The following is a 14,640-nucleotide window of genomic DNA, read 5'->3' on the forward strand; positions in this document are numbered from 1 at the left end:
GGTCAATCAGGAGGTGCCATGAGCAACCCGCGTTATCCCGAAGAATTCAAAACCCAAGCGGTCAATCAAGTGACCGAAAAGAAGCTTCCCGTCGCTGACGTAGCGGCCCGTCTTGGTGTGTCGACGCATAGCCTCTATGCGTGGATAAAGCGCTACAGCAAACCTCAAGAAGAACGGCAGCAAGACGATGACCAGCACGCTGAACTGCGTCGACTGCGAGCGGAACTCAAGCGGGTCACTGAAGAGCGAGACATCTTAAAAAAGGCCGCCGCGTACTTTGCCAAGGAGTGCGGCTGAAGTACGCCTTTATCAAGCAGCGCGCGGGCGACTATTCCATTCGACGGCTTTGCCTGACGCTGAAAGTCCATCCCAGTGGTTATTACGCCTGGTTGTCTGAGCCGCAATCTGCACGCGCTAAAGATGATCAGCGATTGCTGGGTTTGATTAAGCATTCATGGCTGGAGAGTGGCGGAGTGTATGGCTATCGCAAAATCCATGATGATCTTCGCGAGGTCGGTGAAGATTGTGGTCGGCATCGTGTGGCGAGGCTGATGCGTCTTGAGGGGCTGCGCTCTCAGACAGGGTATCGACGACGCCCTGGAAAGTACGGAGGTAAGCCAGCAGTCGCCTCACCCAATTTACTGAAGCGCCAGTTCGATGTCGTAGAACCCAACAAAGTGTGGGTCACCGACATCACCTACATTCGCACGTACGAAGGCTGGCTGTATTTGGCTGTGGTGCTGGATCTGTTTTCTCGTCAGGTCGTTGGCTGGTCAATGAAGTCGCAGATGACCAGTGATCTAGCCATTGATGCGTTATTGATGGCGGTTTGGAGGCGTAAGCCGAAACAGGAGGTGATGGTTCACTCCGACCAAGGCAGCCAGTACAGCAGCACCGATTGGCGCAGTTTTTTGAAGGCGAATAATTTGGTTGCCAGCATGAGTCGCCGAGGCAACTGTCATGACAACGCCGTAGCCGAGAGCTTTTTCCAGCTTCTAAAGCGGGAGCGTATCAAGCGGAGAATCTACACCACGCGGCAAGATGCTCGTAGCGATGTGTTCGACTACATCGAGATGTTCTACAACGCAAAACGCCGGCATGGTTTCAACAATCAGCTGTCACCGGTAGAGTTTGAAAAGCGTTACGCAATGAGCTTGCAAGGTGTCTAGAGAATCCGGGGCGATTCAGTATTTGTAATAGGCCTGGATTTTTTCACTCGGCTCGCGCCTGAAAAATATGCCCCCCTTGCCCCGAATGCTGAAGCTTTCACTCAGCGTCGCGCCTACCTGCATGGCGTTAAGCTTAGGAACTGATACCTTCTTATCTGCCGTATTTCCAGCCATCGTGCGCTCTCTTCACATCATTTTTAGTCACTACTTTAGTCACTACTTATGATGCAATGGAGAGCTGCTCGGTGCAATGGTGTGCAAAGATAGCTTTTGTTTGGGATACTCATATTGTTGATTTTAAAGGGTATTTATAAGTTTATTTTTCATAATGCTCCCTTGTGCAAAATATAATTATCCCCCTCCTAAGGGGAAGGTTGGCAGTTCGAACCTGCCCTGGGACACCATATGATCGCTGTGTGTTATCGAGTCATTTTCCTGAAGGTAACCACTCACTACTCCTTTTCATCTTCTTTGAGAGCAGTGAGTGAGCTAGCTGTGAGCAAACGTCATTCAGGTGCTATGCGATATACGCGCAATGGGCGCTCTACCTTGGACGATCCGTTGTTGAACAAACCCACCCGATCCACTTGAGCAGCAGGAAGATATAACCGGCCCTGGGCGTCAAAAGCAGGAGCATCTACCCAGTGAAGTCGGCTGTCTTTAGCGATTTGCTCAATTTCACCGCTCACAGTAATACGCTTCACACTGTCGTCAGCTAGATCGCTGAAGTAGAAGTTACCTTGCTTGTCGATAACAGTGCCGCCCACCGGTGGGAGGTCGCGCCAGAATTCGACTTTTTTCACAAGCTCGGCTTCTGAAATGCTTGGATCGTTCAGCCAGCGTGTCTCAATTTTGTGCCACGGCCCTTCCAGCGGAGCGAAATACAGCCATTTTCCATCCGGGGTTACTTCAAGAGGGTCTGAGTGTACCCGCAAGGCTTTCCCGTCAGGTGCTTTGACAACCTTGCCGCTTAAAACAATATCCCGATCATCGGGGGCTCGGACTGCAGGGCTGGTTTCCAAAACTCTGCGGGCTTTATCGGTTTCAAAGTCCACGACGATGATCCCCGGATTCCCGGCATCAGTAAGGTAGGCATGTTTGCCATTCAGCCTGATGTCGTCAATGTAACTGCCATTTTTAGCAACGCTGTTATCAAACGAGATAACCTTTACGACTTCCGCAGTTTGCAGGTCTACGACAACAACCTTCGCTCCTCCAGGTACTACATTTCCACCGAAGGAATTCACGCCCGCATCCACGATCCACAGCCGACCGTTGTCATCTACTCGCATGGCATTAACGCTGATAAAACGTTGATTGGCCGGGACATCAGGGTCGGTGCTGTTCCAGCTGTCATCAGGAAAAGCCTGAGGCTGACCTGCCTGGTCGATTTTCGACACGGAGGGGCCTTCAGATCCTGTCCATTTGGGGCCTGAAACGAAAATGCTGCCAGTGGCGTCGACTGCGACAGCATTCCAGACAGCGCTACTCGATTGAGCGACGACCTCCAAACCTGGCGGCGTCTGCGCATGAGCAATTGTCGCAACGGCGGCCATGATGGCGGATAACAAAAACTGCTTGGGAAGGTTCATTGTCCTGCTCCTGATTTAAGATTGGGCAATTATCAGTTTTCCCAGTACGCTGAAAAACCTCGCTCCCACGTAAAGAATTTCATCAAAATGAAGAAAGTAGTCCGTATTGATGACCTTCAGGTATTCGTAACAACAGCAGCGGAAGGCAGTTTTTCAGCGGCGGCTCGACACCTGGACATCTCACCTGCGTTGGCAAGCGGAGCCGTGCAGCGACTTGAGGGCTGTTTAGGAGCCAGGCTTTTCGTCAGGTCAACGCGCAGGTTGAGATTGTCGGAGCATGGGGAACGGTATCTCTCGCACGCACGCCAGGCACTGGACGCGCTCGGAAATGGCGAGTTTGCGCTGGATGAGGGGCGTGACGAAATTGCCGGGACTATCCGATTGTCTATGCCATCGGATATCGGACGGAACGTGTTACTGCCCTGGCTTGATGAGTTCCAGTTGCTGCATCCCAAAGTGTCCCTGCATCTTCGGGTAAGTGATCAGGTCGCAGACCTGTTTGGTGAACATCTGGATGCCAGCATCCGTTATGGCCAACTGGCAGATTCAAGTCTGGTGTCCCTGGCGCTGGCACCATTGAACAGGCGAACAGTGTGTGCGTCTCCTGAGTATCTCGCACGACGTGGTGTACCCAAGTCCCCCGAAGATCTTAACGGGCATAATTGCCTGCGTTACGTAATGGGAGAGCAAACGTATGAGCGGTGGAGTTTTCATACGCGAGAGGGGGTCAAAGCCATCCAGGTAGCGGGAGATCGGATCAGCGATGATGCGGATATCGTTCGCCGATGGGCTGTTGCCGGCGTAGGGATAGTTTACAAGTCCAAAATTGACGTGATGGATGATCTTCGCTGTGGGCGTCTGGTAGAGATTTTCCCAGCGGATTACGGTCAGCCAGCGCCGCTTCAGCTAGTTTGCGCGCATAGAGCTTCTTTGACGCCTGCCGTACAAACCTTGCGATCCTTCCTGTGCGAGCGGTTTGAAAAGCTTGTCTTGTGATGCGGAAAAAAACGGGGCACTTGGCCCCGTAGATTTCAATCTCCAACCAATGTCGATTGACGCTCGAACCCGCGATCAACTGTTTCCAGCGCCGAAAGCCTTTTGTGCCTGATCATAAAATCAGGTTCGCTGATAAATGAATTCTGGCAGGAAGCCAGGCAGACACCAGCATGTACGATACCCACTAATGCGTTTGTGCCGGCTTGGCATTGATCTTCACTCGCATCAGGCTGTAAGGCTTGACGCGTTTATCCTGCCCGTCATTGAACCCGGGAGAGCGATGCAGTTGGTTTGCAGTGAAGTACAGATATCCATCCGGCCCAATCGACAGGGTATCCGGCCAAAGCACTTGGGAATCCTGAACGATGGTCTGCCAATGGCCATCAGGAAGACGCTTGCGTATCGCGTTGTGTTCGTAATCACCAGCATACACCGCACCAACGGCGTCGGCTTCGAGGCCGTCAGACGCACCCTTTTCACCCAGATCAACGACGGCTTTTTCAAGTTCGGCATCGGTTACGCTCGGGTCACTTAGCAGCGCGGTTGGCACCGAATAGAGATGCCTGCTCGAGAGCGGGCAGAAGTACAGCGTCTGGCCGTCACTGGACAATGCGATACCGTCGGATGCGACCTTCAGCAGGCCGGCTTCGCCGTTTGCGTTCTTGGTGACGAGTGCAGGTTTGCCCTCGATCACAGGGATAAAGGTCTGGTCAACGGAAGTGGAAGCTGCGCCGCTCAGACGGCGCTTGGCAGTACCGCTCGCCAGATCCAGGACGATGATTCCGCCTGGGCCACTGACCGAAGAGTCTGTTACGTATGCAGTGCCTTCCTTGCCCACCCGAAAATCAAACCGCACGTCGTTCACGTAGGTCGTTGGCAGAATAACGTCATGGGGAAAGACTACAGTCTTCACGATTTTATTGGTGGCTAGATCGATCGCCACCAGCTTTGCCCCACCTGCGCGAGGTTCGGAGAACTTCGGTGCTGCGGTATCGAGCACCCAGACCTTACCCTGTCCGTCCGCAACGACACTTTGAACACTGATGAAGCCCGAAGCCGGATCCTGTGGATCTGCTGCGTTGGTTTTCAGGTCAGGATACGGAACAACCTGCCCCTGAACGACTTCAGCGACTGTGTAGGGCACGTCATCTCCCCAGCGGGGAAAGTTAACAAAAATCCTGCCTTTCTCGGTGACCGTCACTCCCGTCGGCATCGCACCATTGAATGCGTGAACGCGTTCGATTTTGGAGAGTTTGTCGGTAACTGAGCCCGTAGAGCTCTGAGTAGCAGCGAATGCAGAGTTGGCCAGAAATACCGCTACCGCCACGCCAGCCGCTTTGAAAAGTAAGTTCATATACATATCCTTTAGTCAGTCAGCGGCGTTCAAAAGCCTTCCAGAACAATCTTGCCCTTGGCTTTTCCACTTTCCAAAAGCTCATGAGCGCGTTTGAGGTTAACGGCGTTGATCGTGCCGAAATGTTCCGCAACAGTCGTTTTGATCACGCCGCTATCGACCAGACGTGAAATATCTTCCAGCAGATGGTGCTGCTTGATCATGTCGTCGGTGTGGTACAGCGAGCGAGTGAACATGAGTTCCCAGTTCAACGACAGCGACTTGCGTTTCAGCGGCATCACATCCAGTTGCTGAGGATCATCAATCAATGCGAGCTTGCCTTGAGGGCGAAGTACCTCAACGATCTGCGGCAAATAGGTATCGGTGTGCGTCAGGCTGATGACGTAGTCAACGGCGTCCAGCTTGAAGGCCGCCAACTGAGGAGCAAATAGAGTCGAGTGATCAATGACATGATGGGCACCCAGTTCGCGTACCCAGTTTTGGGTTTCCGGGCGCGAGGCCGTACCAATTACGGTGAGGTTGGTAAGCTGGCTCGCCAGTTGAACCAGAATTGAGCCCACACCACCGCCAGCGCCGATAACCAGCAGGTTTTGGCCTTTTCCGCCGTCCTTTTCTATACCCAGCCGGTCAAACAGCAGTTCCCACGCGGTGATGGAGGTCAGCGGCAAGGCGGCAGCACTGGCATTATCCAGCGAACGCGGCTTGTGCCCGACAATGCGCTCATCTACCAGATGGAATTCGCTGTAAGTGCCGGGGCGATCAATAGCGCCGGCGTAGAACACTTCATCACCTGGTTGAAACAGCGAAACCTCGTCGCCCACTTGGCGAACGATACCGACTGCGTCCCAGCCCAGCACCTGTGGCTGATCACTGGTGCTTCGAGCGCGTACTTTGGTATCGACCGGATTTACCGCAATAGCCCGAACCTCGATCAGAAGATCGCGACCACCGGGTGTTGGTTTGGGCAAGTCCATGTCGAACAGTGATTGAGGGTCTTGAATTGGCAAACCTGGCGTTTTGAAAACAATGGCTTTCATTTGGCATTACCTTGTGGGAGCTGGGAGTAGATTCAGGTTATCCGCGTTGGCCTTTCTCAAAAACAAGCTAATCGGAGGAAGACTTTCCGCAAATCGCTGAAAGTGGCTGCCAGCCAAGGGCTACAAAGCCATCTCTACCCCGGTATCTTCCCTTTCCCTTGAGTGAAATTTCCTAGAAAATCCTGACCGCTTGCGTGTGTCAGTTGCGGCATTTAATGTGCCGCTTCGCTGCAAAATCAGCGGCCGGATTTAGCAATCCGAACCTTACACTCGCAACACGCCTTATGCCTTTCCGGTACGAAGTCGTGTCATGGCGGCTGTGCGTCGGAGACCTTCGGGTCTGCCGGTGTGTGCGAGTAAAAGGCCGGTAGCTGCCACCCTTCATTCGTTTAGCGACGTCAGTGATTGGCCTGTGAGCGTTTACAGGCGGATCTCCCTGATCCGCCTACATCATCCCCCGTCAAACCCTCTCCAAAGCCCCAACTCCCTCCAACTCCCTCACCAACGGCAACACCCGCTCCCCAAAATACTCAACCTCTTCCTGAAAATGCAGGAACGCCGACAGCACCAGATCTACGCCTATCGCTTTCAGCGCTACGATTCGTTCGGCAATCTGTTGGGGTGTACCAATAAGGTTGGTCTTGAAGCCATCGTTATACTGCACTAGGTCGGCGAACGATGATTTGGCCCAGTTGCCTTCTCCCTCGGGGCTGGCCTTGCCTGCCTGTTTTGCTGCATCGCCGAAAGCATTTACGGCTTCGGGGTCGGCCTTGTCGATGATTTCTTGCAAGACCGCTTGCGCTTCTTGCTCGGTGTCGCGGGCGATGATGAAGGCGTTGACGCCGATCTTCACTGAATGCCCGTTGGCTGCGGCCTTTGCCCGGATATCGTCGACCTGCGCCTTGATGCCTTCCAGGGTATTGCCGTTGGTGAAGTACCAGTCCGATACACGGGCAGCCATGTCCCGTGCTGCACGGGAACTGCCGCCCTGAAAGATCTCGGGATGCGGGCGTTGAATGGGTTTGGGGCGCAAGGTGTAGTCATGAAAGCGATAGAAGTCGCCCTTGAAGGTGAAGCTGTCCGTAGTCCAGATTCCCTTGAGCGCCTGAATGAATTCTTCCGAACGGCGGTAACGTTCGTCATGTTCCAGCCACGGTTCACCGATGGCCTGAAACTCACCCTTGAACCAGCCACTGACAATATTAACGGCGACTCTGCCTGCCGTGAGCTGGTCGATGGTCGCCAACTGCTTTGCGGCCACTGATGGTGTCCATGGCCCAGGGAGGATGGCTGCGATGACTTTCAGTTTTTCGGTGGAGGCCAGCAGGGCGTGACTGAATGCCACCGACTCGTGCTGATTATCCGCACCGTAACCGGCAGTAAAGCGAATCTGTGTCAGGGCGTATTCAAAGCCTGATTGCTCAGCGATTTGCGCGAGTTTGCGGTTGTAGTCGATACCCCAATGGGTGCGCTGCTCGATCTTGCTGACAACGAGTCCGCCGCTGACGTTAGGAACCCAGTAGGCGAACTTGATAGGTAAGTGGCTCATGAGATATCTCCGAAAACGACGAAGTGGATGGCCGTTTCGACAGTGCAGCATGCATGCCACTGGATATTTTCATGAATTACAGAGGCTTACGATTTATTGAGAATCGAGGCGCTGTCTTGGTTCACCTATAAATGCTGATGAGATGTTGCCGGGCAGACAGTTTTTACTCCCCACCCGGATCAGGCGTCAGCCTTTCCAGTTGCGGACACGCCCATTCCACAAAAGCCCGCACCCGCGGTGACAATTGCAGGGAGTGCGGATAGACCAACTGGATCGGTAGATCCATAGGCTCAAAATCCCGAAGAATCCTGACCAGTCGACCATCAGCCAGTTCATCCGCCACTTGGTAATGCATCAACCGGGTAATTCCCACGCCCTGCACACAAGCCTGACTGGCAGCGCGAACCTGATTGCAGACCAGTCTCGGTACGATGTCTTCAACCAGTTCTTTTTCCTTGTGACGGAAGTACCAGTGTTTTCCCTGGAAGGCCAGCGTGATGCAGGCATGTTCCCGCAGCGATTGTGGGCTGTCGATGTCGGGAGAGGCGCGAAGGTAGTCCGGGCTGGCGCAGGTGACGAGTCGGGTACTGCCGACCTTGCGCGCCACCATGGCCGAGTCCGGGAGATGGCCAATGCGCAGGGCAAGATCGAGGCGTTCATCAAGCAAGGGGATGACCTGATCATTCAGGCTCAGCTCGGCCGCCATCTCCTCATGATCCTTGAGAAATGCATTGACCAGCGGCGCCAGGTAGCGTTGTCCGAACTCGACCGGAGCGGTCAGGCGAAGCAGGCCGCGGGCAATGCCGTCGCGGGATTCCAGCCGCTGTTCCATGTCATCGAAGTCCGCCAGCATGCGGCGGCTCCAGGCCAGATATTCCTCGCCCTCATCGGTCAGGGCCATGCGCCGGGTGCTGCGGTTCAGCAAGCGAACCCCGAGGTAACGCTCCAGGGCTGCCAGCGAGCGCACCAGTGAGGCGACCGATTGTCCCGTCACATCCGCCGCCGAACTCAGGCTGCCGCTGTCGACGATCCGAACGAAATTGGCCATTGTCTTGAGCCTGTCCATTGCCACCTTTCGATTTGTGCGATTACTGCATAGGTCTTGTCAGGTCCGCGGCATAGGTGAAACGCGCAGTCCGGTGGAAACTTCAGAGACTGTTTTCAGCCGGAGTTTCACTCATGAGCCAACGACCCAACCCCGCACGGATTCTCGCATACGATCACATCGGAATTCGTGTCAGCGACCAGAATCGGTCGATGTCTTTTTATCAGGCACTCGGTTTCAAGGAGACCGCACGTTTTCCGCTGTACGAGGCCAACGAAATGCTCAGCCCGGACGGCGTTCGTATCAACCTCATCTTCAACGGTACGCGTGTGCCCGATGCTCACAACGTCCTGCTGGATGCCCCGATAAAGTTGCCTGGCATGACGCACCCTGCCTTTATCGTTGATGACCTTGAGGTCTTTCAGACCTGGCTGGACGAGCAGGGGATTGTGATCACCCAGGGGCCGCATCACATCGGGCCGAGAAGAGTCGCACTTTTTATCCGCGATCCCGATGGCAATGTTCTTGAATTCAATCAACTCGTCGATGGAGAAACCCAATGAAGCTTTACGATCTGGATGTGTCAGGCAACTGCTACAAAGTGCGGCTATTTGCTGCGCTGGCCAATATCGGGCTTGAAGTGGTTGCAGTCGATTTTCTGGCGGGAGAGCACAAGAAGCCGCCTCTTTCAGACATGAATCCACTGGGGCAGCTACCGGTTCTGGAGGACGGTTCGTACGTCATCCGCGATTCGCAGGCCATTCTGGTTTATCTCGCTGGCCAATACGGTGGTCTGGCCTGGTGGCCGGCTCATCCGCAAGGTCAGGCCGATATTGTCCAATGGCTCTCGTTTGCCTCCAACGAGGTACAGCACAGCCTTTGCGCTGCGCGACTGGTGCAGAAGTTTGGTGCGGAGCTGGACAAAGCGGATGCTCTGGCGAGATCGACCGTTGCCCTCTCGATACTCGACAAACACCTGGAAAACCACGACTGGCTGGCAATCGGTCGTCCCTCGATTGCCGATTGCGCGGTGTATCCCTATGTCGTACTCGCCCCCGAAGGCGGCGTGGATCTTGCGCCCTATGCAAACATTGCGCGCTGGATGGAGCGGATAGAAGCCTTGCCGGGTTATCTGCCCAAGCCTTGAGCAGGTGGGGTTTGCAGTGCCTTTTCGAGAAACTCGATAAACGCCCGCACCTTCGCATTCAATGCAGACCGCTCGGCAACGCATGCATAAATATCCATCGGCTCTGACTCGGCGCAGGCTGTGTTGCGATTGTCTGGCTCGAACAGCGGCAGCAAGCGGCCGCTGTCGAGGTGTGGCTGGGCGATGAAGCTGGCGAGGCGGGCGATGCCGCCGCCATTCACGGCGATCTGCGCGAGCATGTCGATGTCGTCGCAGACAAAGCCGGGATTGACCTTCGCTTCGACACGTTTGCCATTGACCATGAAGTTCCAGGGCAGAAAACGCCCGTCCGTGGGATAGCGAAAGACCAGGCAGGCATGTTGTTTCAGGTCGTCGATGGATGTGGGCATGCCGGCGCGGTCGAGATAGTCGGGCGATGCGCAGAATAAGAACGGCCTTGAAGCGATGCGTCGGGCAACCAGCCCGTCGCTCAGTTGCGGTTCGATGCGGATACTGACATCGACGCCTTCCAGTCGATGATCGACGCGACGGTCAGTGCTTATCAGTTCGATATCGATACGCGGATAGGCGGCTTTGAAAGCAGGGATCAGCGGTGCCAGAACATGGCGGCCAAACGCTGCAGTCGTGGCGATACACAGCGGCCCCTGAGGTTCGGTAGCGACGGTTGCGGCATGGGAAGCCAGCTCAATGTCATGCGGGATGTGCCTGACTTTCTCGAAATAACGCATGCCGCTTTCGGTAAGCGCCATCCTGCGGGTAGTGCGCGAAAGCAGACGCACCCCCAGATGTGTCTCCAGTCTGCTGATGCTCTGGCTCACAGCGGCTGCACTCATCCCCTGGGCGCGCGCGGCTGCCGCGATGCTGCCGGTTTCTACCACGCGGATGAAGCTATTGATCAAACCCAGAATGTCCATCGGATGCTTGTCATTCCATTCGTTGGTTTTACTTGATAATGATTCAAGCATTACACCTCTACTGGCGGGTGTAGCCGCTTGTTAGCTTAGCCGCTCTTCCACCACGCAAGGTCGACGAGGGTTATCGATGACTACTGGAACCAAGCGCAATACTGCCCGATTTCGTTTCCCGAGCCGGGCGACGCCTTATGTCTTTGCTTTCTACATGGCGACCATCATGGCGTTTCTCATGTGCCTCGTGATCACCCTGGCTGAATCCGGTCTTGACGAACATTACATGGAAAATGTGATGAATGCGTATCGCGTGGCCATGCCCGCCGCATTCTTCTGTGTGATTGTCGTGCGCCCGATGGTTGCCCGGTTGGTCGCGTGGACCGTGCATGGTCATTGAGTAAAAGGTCGCGAAGCAACTTCCGCTCAGCGCAAGGCTTGGGTATCCTCGGCGCAGGCCGATGCTGCCCGCCGCTCGCTCCCGAAGGGAAGGTGAAAGCATTGCTTCATGATTGCGAACCCTTTCGTCTCTTTCGACGGTCGAGTTTTGGCAACGCGAGCACCAGAATGCCTCGACCTCAGGAGGAACGATGTTTTCAATCGAGCAAGTCAAGCAGATGGCCAGGAAGCTGCGCACTTCGTTGGCGGAGGTCAATCAAGAGCTGTCTCATTCGGCTGCACTTGAACTGGTCGCGCAGCAACTGGGTTACAAGGACTGGAACACGGCTTCAGCGCTACTTGCGCAGAGCAGCCCTCAACCTGCCATCACCTTCGACAAGCCGATTCCGATATTGCGGATGTTCGACGAAGCCAAGGCCCGCGAGTTCTATCTGGATTTCCTGGGTTTCAGCGTCGAATTCGAGCACCGCTTTGAAGCAGACCTGCCGCTCTATCTGGGTATAAGCCGGGACGGGCTGCAGCTTCATCTGTCTGAGCATCATGGCGATGCAAGCCCCGGCGCAACGATTTTTGTCCCCATGCACAATATCGAGCTGCTTCGCGATGAATTACTCGCCAAGCGCTACGGATACGGTCGTCCGGATATTGTTGAGCAGGGCTGGGGAAAGGTCCTGGAAATACACGATCCGTTCGGTAACCGGATTCGTTTTTGCCAGAGTTGATAGCGCCGGCTCACTCCGGCTGGCCCGCAAGCCGTTCGGATAGAAAGTCGATCAATGTCCTCAGCGCATTGGGCATGCGCTGGCGGGACAAATACACGGCATGGATGCCAAGCGGTTCGACCCGGGACTCGGGGAAGAGCCGGGTCAGGCGTTTCTCTCGAATGGCTTGTTCGGCCGCGAAGTGCGGCAGCATCGCGATGCCGGTTCCACTCAAGGCAGCACGCACAATGATGGAGGCTTCGTTGGTGCTGAAATTTCCGGTGACCGGCACCGTGATGTTTTCGCCATTCACGTTGAATTGCCAGAGGTTGCGACCGTAATGCGCATAGGTCAGGCAGTTATGAGCCGGTAGGTCTCGCACCTCGCCCGGAACACCGTATTTCTCCAGATAAGCCGGGCTGGCGCAGATGAATGAGCGCACCTGGCCCAGCTTTTTCGCGATCACGTTCGGGTCGAGGTGATTGGTCACCCGAATGGCCAGATCGACCCCGTCCTCAGCCAGGTTAGTCGTGCGATCCACGATCTGCAGATCAATGGTTACAGCCGGATAACGCTGAAGAAACTCCATCAGTGCGTCGGTCAGGCAGTATTCCGCGAAGATTGAAGACGCCGTGACACGCAGTAACCCCTTGGGGGCGTTTTCCGTTTGTGTTCCCAGTGTGTTTACGTCCTGCGACAAGGCCACCAGGTTTTTGCAGGTGGGCAGCAGTTGTTCTCCTGCGGCGGTCAGGCTGAGTTTGCGTGTGGTTCTGTGCAGTAAACGAGCTTCTGCCCATTCCTCCATCACGCCGATATAGCGAGTCGCCATGGCGCGGGACATGCCCAGGTGCGTAGCCGCCGCCGAGATGCTGCCGCGTGCCACCGTTTCCAGAAATACCTTCGCTGCGGTTAGTCGATCCATATGCTCAATCTGTGCAACAAAGCGTCAACTATAAGCCTGTATATCTCCGTTTTGTAACTCAATAAAGTACAGCGACTCTTCTTGGTGCCAAGCCATTGGCACCCTCCTGCGACACTGCTGATCCCCTCATTCAAGGAAACCCCCATGTCTGCGCCCACCGACAAGAGCTTGCGATTGCTATTCCCGCAATGGCAGGGTGGTAACAACCCTCCTTACCATTTCGGTTCCCGGCTTCTGGCCTGGCTGGCCCCGGAGCATAACGGCCCGATCGAGGAAGTGCCTGTGGCGGAGCCGGATGAGTCAACGCTGCCGCTCGAAGACGGGATTGTTGCTCGTCATGCACTGCTGACTCAGTTGCATGCTGCGCGAGCCTTGATCGACAAGCATCAGCCGGATCGCCTTGTCGTGCTGGGCGGTGATTGTCTTGTGGATCTCGCGCCTTTTGCCTATCTCAATGAACGTTACGCTGGCGACCTGGCGGTGCTTTGGGTCGATGCCCACCCGGATATCATGACGCCGCAACAGTTCCCCCATGCCCACGCGATGGTGCTCGGTAATTTGCTGGGCAACGGGGACCCCGACTTCGTCAAAGCGGTAGCCCGCCCCGTCAAGCCCGGTCATGTCATGTACGTTGGCCTGCACGACCCTAATGAGTGGGAATCCGCCGAGATGTTGCGACTGGGGTTGCAAAACGTCGGCCCCGAACAACTGGCTCGAAAAGGCAGCCAGCCTGTAGTCGAGTGGTTCAAATCCACCGGCGCGAAGCACCTGGCAATTCACTTTGATCTGGATGCTCTGGACCCTGCCTTTTTTCGGGCTCTGCTGTTCGCCAGACCCGACATTGCAGCAGGAACCTTCGAGGGCGTTGCGCAGGGCGAACTGACCATCGAGCAGGTCGTTCAGTTGCTGGGAGACATGGCTGAGGTAGCCGATGTGGTGGGACTGGGGATTACCGAGCACCTTCCATGGGATGCGCTGGCCATGAAAAACATGCTTGCCAGATTGCCGTTGATCGGCAAGTCAGCCTGAGTCCATAAAAAAACGGGGAGCCACGCCTTATCAGCCTGACTCCCCCGTTTTTCTGCAAAGGCTTACGCCAGTTGTTTCAGCAACGCCTTGGCGACGGCTTCCGAGCTGGCCGGGTTCTGGCCAGTCACCAGCTTGCCGTCTTCAACCAGGTAGGGCTGCCAGTCGGGACCTTTCTCATAGAGGCCGCCCAGGGCGATGAACTCGTCTTCGATGAGGAAGGGGACGACATCGGTCAGTTCTACCGCTTCTTCCTCGCCATTGGTAAAGCCGGTGACGCGACGGCCTTTGATCAACGGCTCGCCATTGGCAGCCTTGACGTGACGCAATACGCCTGGCGCATGGCAGACGAAACCGATTGGCTTGTTGGCGCGCTCAAAGGACTCGATCAGTTCGATGGAACGCTTCGACTCTGCCAGGTCCCAGAGCGGGCCGTGGCCGCCTGGATAGAAAACCGTGTCGAAATCCTGCTGGCTGACGCTGTCCAGCTTCACGGTGGTCGCCAGTACTTGTTGAGCTGCCGGGTCAGCCTTGAAGCGATGGGTCAGTTCGGTCTGGAAATCCGGCAGGTCGCTTTTCGGGTCCAGAGGAGGCTGGCCGCCAGCAGGCGAAGCCACCACCACTTCGGCACCGGCGTCGATGAAGGTGTAGTAAGGCGCTGCGAATTCTTCGAGCCAGAAACCGGTTTTCTTGCCGGTGTTGCCCAGTTGATCGTGAGAGGTCAGTACCATCAGGATTTTCATTGCAGTTTCCTCGTAATGTCCATGAGTCAGGTGAGGCGCAGGCTGTCAGGTTGAT

The 14,640-nt window shown here is 55.4% G+C and carries 15 protein-coding genes; 7 read left to right on the forward strand and 8 right to left on the reverse strand.

Annotated features, from left to right (window positions below):
* Positions 1-18: 18 nt before the first annotated feature.
* Positions 19-1,169 (forward strand): IS3 family transposase gene (locus KGD89_RS06910; RefSeq protein ID WP_117148206.1). Its coding sequence is split into 2 segments (ribosomal slippage): positions 19-253 and positions 253-1,169, totalling 1,152 coding nucleotides; the frame shifts between segments, so codons are not numbered across the junction.
* A gap of 506 nt (positions 1,170-1,675) precedes the next feature.
* On the opposite strand, the gene KGD89_RS06915 is transcribed toward KGD89_RS06910, so the two are convergent.
* Positions 1,676-2,761, reverse strand: a complete 1,086-nt coding sequence (locus KGD89_RS06915; RefSeq protein ID WP_025259069.1) for an L-dopachrome tautomerase-related protein — start codon at positions 2,759-2,761, stop codon at positions 1,676-1,678.
* 87 nt (positions 2,762-2,848) lie between these two features.
* On the opposite strand from KGD89_RS06915, the gene KGD89_RS06920 reads away from it, so the two are divergent.
* Positions 2,849-3,757, forward strand: a complete 909-nt coding sequence (locus tag KGD89_RS06920) for a LysR family transcriptional regulator (protein ID WP_025259070.1) — start codon at positions 2,849-2,851, stop codon at positions 3,755-3,757.
* A 184-nt stretch (positions 3,758-3,941) separates the two neighbouring features.
* Here KGD89_RS06920 and KGD89_RS06925 read toward each other — a convergent pair whose 3' ends face one another.
* The 4 genes from KGD89_RS06925 to KGD89_RS06940 form a co-directional block, all read right to left on the reverse strand.
* Positions 3,942-5,117: an L-dopachrome tautomerase-related protein gene (locus KGD89_RS06925; RefSeq protein WP_025259071.1), complete on the reverse strand. Its 1,176-nt coding sequence runs from the start codon at positions 5,115-5,117 to the stop codon at positions 3,942-3,944.
* 23 nt (positions 5,118-5,140) lie between these two features.
* Complete coding sequence (locus KGD89_RS06930) at positions 5,141-6,148, reverse strand: zinc-binding alcohol dehydrogenase family protein (RefSeq protein ID WP_025259072.1); 1,008 nt, start codon at positions 6,146-6,148, stop codon at positions 5,141-5,143.
* Between the two features lie 460 nt (positions 6,149-6,608).
* Positions 6,609-7,697, reverse strand: a complete 1,089-nt coding sequence (gene sfnG / locus KGD89_RS06935) for a dimethylsulfone monooxygenase SfnG (RefSeq protein WP_025259073.1) — start codon at positions 7,695-7,697, stop codon at positions 6,609-6,611.
* Positions 7,698-7,860: 163 nt separating this feature from the next.
* Positions 7,861-8,763 carry a LysR family transcriptional regulator gene (locus tag KGD89_RS06940; protein WP_025259074.1) on the reverse strand — a complete coding sequence of 301 codons (903 nt, stop codon included), beginning with the start codon at positions 8,761-8,763 and terminating at the stop codon, positions 7,861-7,863.
* Positions 8,764-8,876: 113 nt separating this feature from the next.
* On the opposite strand from KGD89_RS06940, the gene KGD89_RS06945 reads away from it, so the two are divergent.
* Both KGD89_RS06945 and KGD89_RS06950 read left to right on the forward strand, forming a co-directional pair.
* Entirely contained in the window at positions 8,877-9,305 is a 429-nt protein-coding gene (locus tag KGD89_RS06945) for a VOC family protein (protein ID WP_025259075.1), read from the forward strand.
* Positions 9,302-9,889, forward strand: a complete 588-nt coding sequence (locus KGD89_RS06950) for a glutathione S-transferase family protein (RefSeq protein ID WP_025259076.1) — start codon at positions 9,302-9,304, stop codon at positions 9,887-9,889. Before KGD89_RS06945 ends, KGD89_RS06950 begins: the two co-directional genes overlap by 4 nt.
* On the opposite strand, the gene KGD89_RS06955 is transcribed toward KGD89_RS06950, so the two are convergent.
* Positions 9,871-10,803, reverse strand: a complete 933-nt coding sequence (locus KGD89_RS06955; protein ID WP_025259077.1) for a LysR family transcriptional regulator — start codon at positions 10,801-10,803, stop codon at positions 9,871-9,873. The two genes, KGD89_RS06950 and KGD89_RS06955, sit on opposite strands and share 19 nt — an antisense overlap.
* A 127-nt stretch (positions 10,804-10,930) precedes the next feature.
* Between KGD89_RS06955 and KGD89_RS06960 the strand changes: the two genes are divergently transcribed.
* Both KGD89_RS06960 and KGD89_RS06965 read left to right on the forward strand, forming a co-directional pair.
* Positions 10,931-11,194, forward strand: coding sequence for a DUF2798 domain-containing protein (locus KGD89_RS06960; RefSeq protein ID WP_025259078.1), 264 nt, complete (start codon positions 10,931-10,933; stop codon positions 11,192-11,194).
* A 190-nt stretch (positions 11,195-11,384) separates the two neighbouring features.
* On the forward strand, positions 11,385-11,915 hold the full coding sequence (locus tag KGD89_RS06965; RefSeq protein WP_025259079.1) for a glyoxalase superfamily protein: 531 nt from the start codon (positions 11,385-11,387) through the stop codon (positions 11,913-11,915).
* A 10-nt stretch (positions 11,916-11,925) separates the two neighbouring features.
* On the opposite strand, the gene KGD89_RS06970 is transcribed toward KGD89_RS06965, so the two are convergent.
* Positions 11,926-12,816 carry a LysR family transcriptional regulator gene (locus KGD89_RS06970; protein ID WP_025259080.1) on the reverse strand — a complete coding sequence of 297 codons (891 nt, stop codon included), beginning with the start codon at positions 12,814-12,816 and terminating at the stop codon, positions 11,926-11,928.
* 144 nt (positions 12,817-12,960) lie between these two features.
* On the opposite strand from KGD89_RS06970, the gene KGD89_RS06975 reads away from it, so the two are divergent.
* Entirely contained in the window at positions 12,961-13,845 is an 885-nt protein-coding gene (locus tag KGD89_RS06975; protein WP_025259081.1) for an arginase family protein, read from the forward strand.
* A 62-nt stretch (positions 13,846-13,907) separates the two neighbouring features.
* Here KGD89_RS06975 and KGD89_RS06980 read toward each other — a convergent pair whose 3' ends face one another.
* Positions 13,908-14,585, reverse strand: coding sequence for a type 1 glutamine amidotransferase domain-containing protein (locus KGD89_RS06980; protein ID WP_025259082.1), 678 nt, complete (start codon positions 14,583-14,585; stop codon positions 13,908-13,910).
* Positions 14,586-14,640: the final 55 nt, after the last annotated feature.

The organism is Pseudomonas cichorii, from assembly GCF_018343775.1.
GTDB lineage: Bacteria > Pseudomonadota > Gammaproteobacteria > Pseudomonadales > Pseudomonadaceae > Aquipseudomonas > Aquipseudomonas cichorii.

Bases quoted from the DNA above. Each gene is read 5' to 3' on its own strand.
- KGD89_RS06915 (WP_025259069.1), bottom strand. From the start codon at position 2,761: ATGAACCTTCCCAAGCAGTTTTTGTTATCCGCCATCATGGCCGCCGTT.
- KGD89_RS06920 (WP_025259070.1), top strand. From the start codon at position 2,849: ATGAAGAAAGTAGTCCGTATTGATGACCTTCAGGTATTCGTAACAACA.
- KGD89_RS06925 (WP_025259071.1), bottom strand. From the start codon at position 5,117: ATGTATATGAACTTACTTTTCAAAGCGGCTGGCGTGGCGGTAGCGGTA.
- KGD89_RS06930 (WP_025259072.1), bottom strand. From the start codon at position 6,148: ATGAAAGCCATTGTTTTCAAAACGCCAGGTTTGCCAATTCAAGACCCT.
- sfnG (WP_025259073.1), bottom strand. From the start codon at position 7,697: ATGAGCCACTTACCTATCAAGTTCGCCTACTGGGTTCCTAACGTCAGC.
- KGD89_RS06940 (WP_025259074.1), bottom strand. From the start codon at position 8,763: ATGGACAGGCTCAAGACAATGGCCAATTTCGTTCGGATCGTCGACAGC.
- KGD89_RS06945 (WP_025259075.1), top strand. From the start codon at position 8,877: ATGAGCCAACGACCCAACCCCGCACGGATTCTCGCATACGATCACATC.
- KGD89_RS06950 (WP_025259076.1), top strand. From the start codon at position 9,302: ATGAAGCTTTACGATCTGGATGTGTCAGGCAACTGCTACAAAGTGCGG.
- KGD89_RS06955 (WP_025259077.1), bottom strand. From the start codon at position 10,803: ATGGACATTCTGGGTTTGATCAATAGCTTCATCCGCGTGGTAGAAACC.
- KGD89_RS06960 (WP_025259078.1), top strand. From the start codon at position 10,931: ATGACTACTGGAACCAAGCGCAATACTGCCCGATTTCGTTTCCCGAGC.
- KGD89_RS06965 (WP_025259079.1), top strand. From the start codon at position 11,385: ATGTTTTCAATCGAGCAAGTCAAGCAGATGGCCAGGAAGCTGCGCACT.
- KGD89_RS06970 (WP_025259080.1), bottom strand. From the start codon at position 12,816: ATGGATCGACTAACCGCAGCGAAGGTATTTCTGGAAACGGTGGCACGC.
- KGD89_RS06975 (WP_025259081.1), top strand. From the start codon at position 12,961: ATGTCTGCGCCCACCGACAAGAGCTTGCGATTGCTATTCCCGCAATGG.
- KGD89_RS06980 (WP_025259082.1), bottom strand. From the start codon at position 14,585: ATGAAAATCCTGATGGTACTGACCTCTCACGATCAACTGGGCAACACC.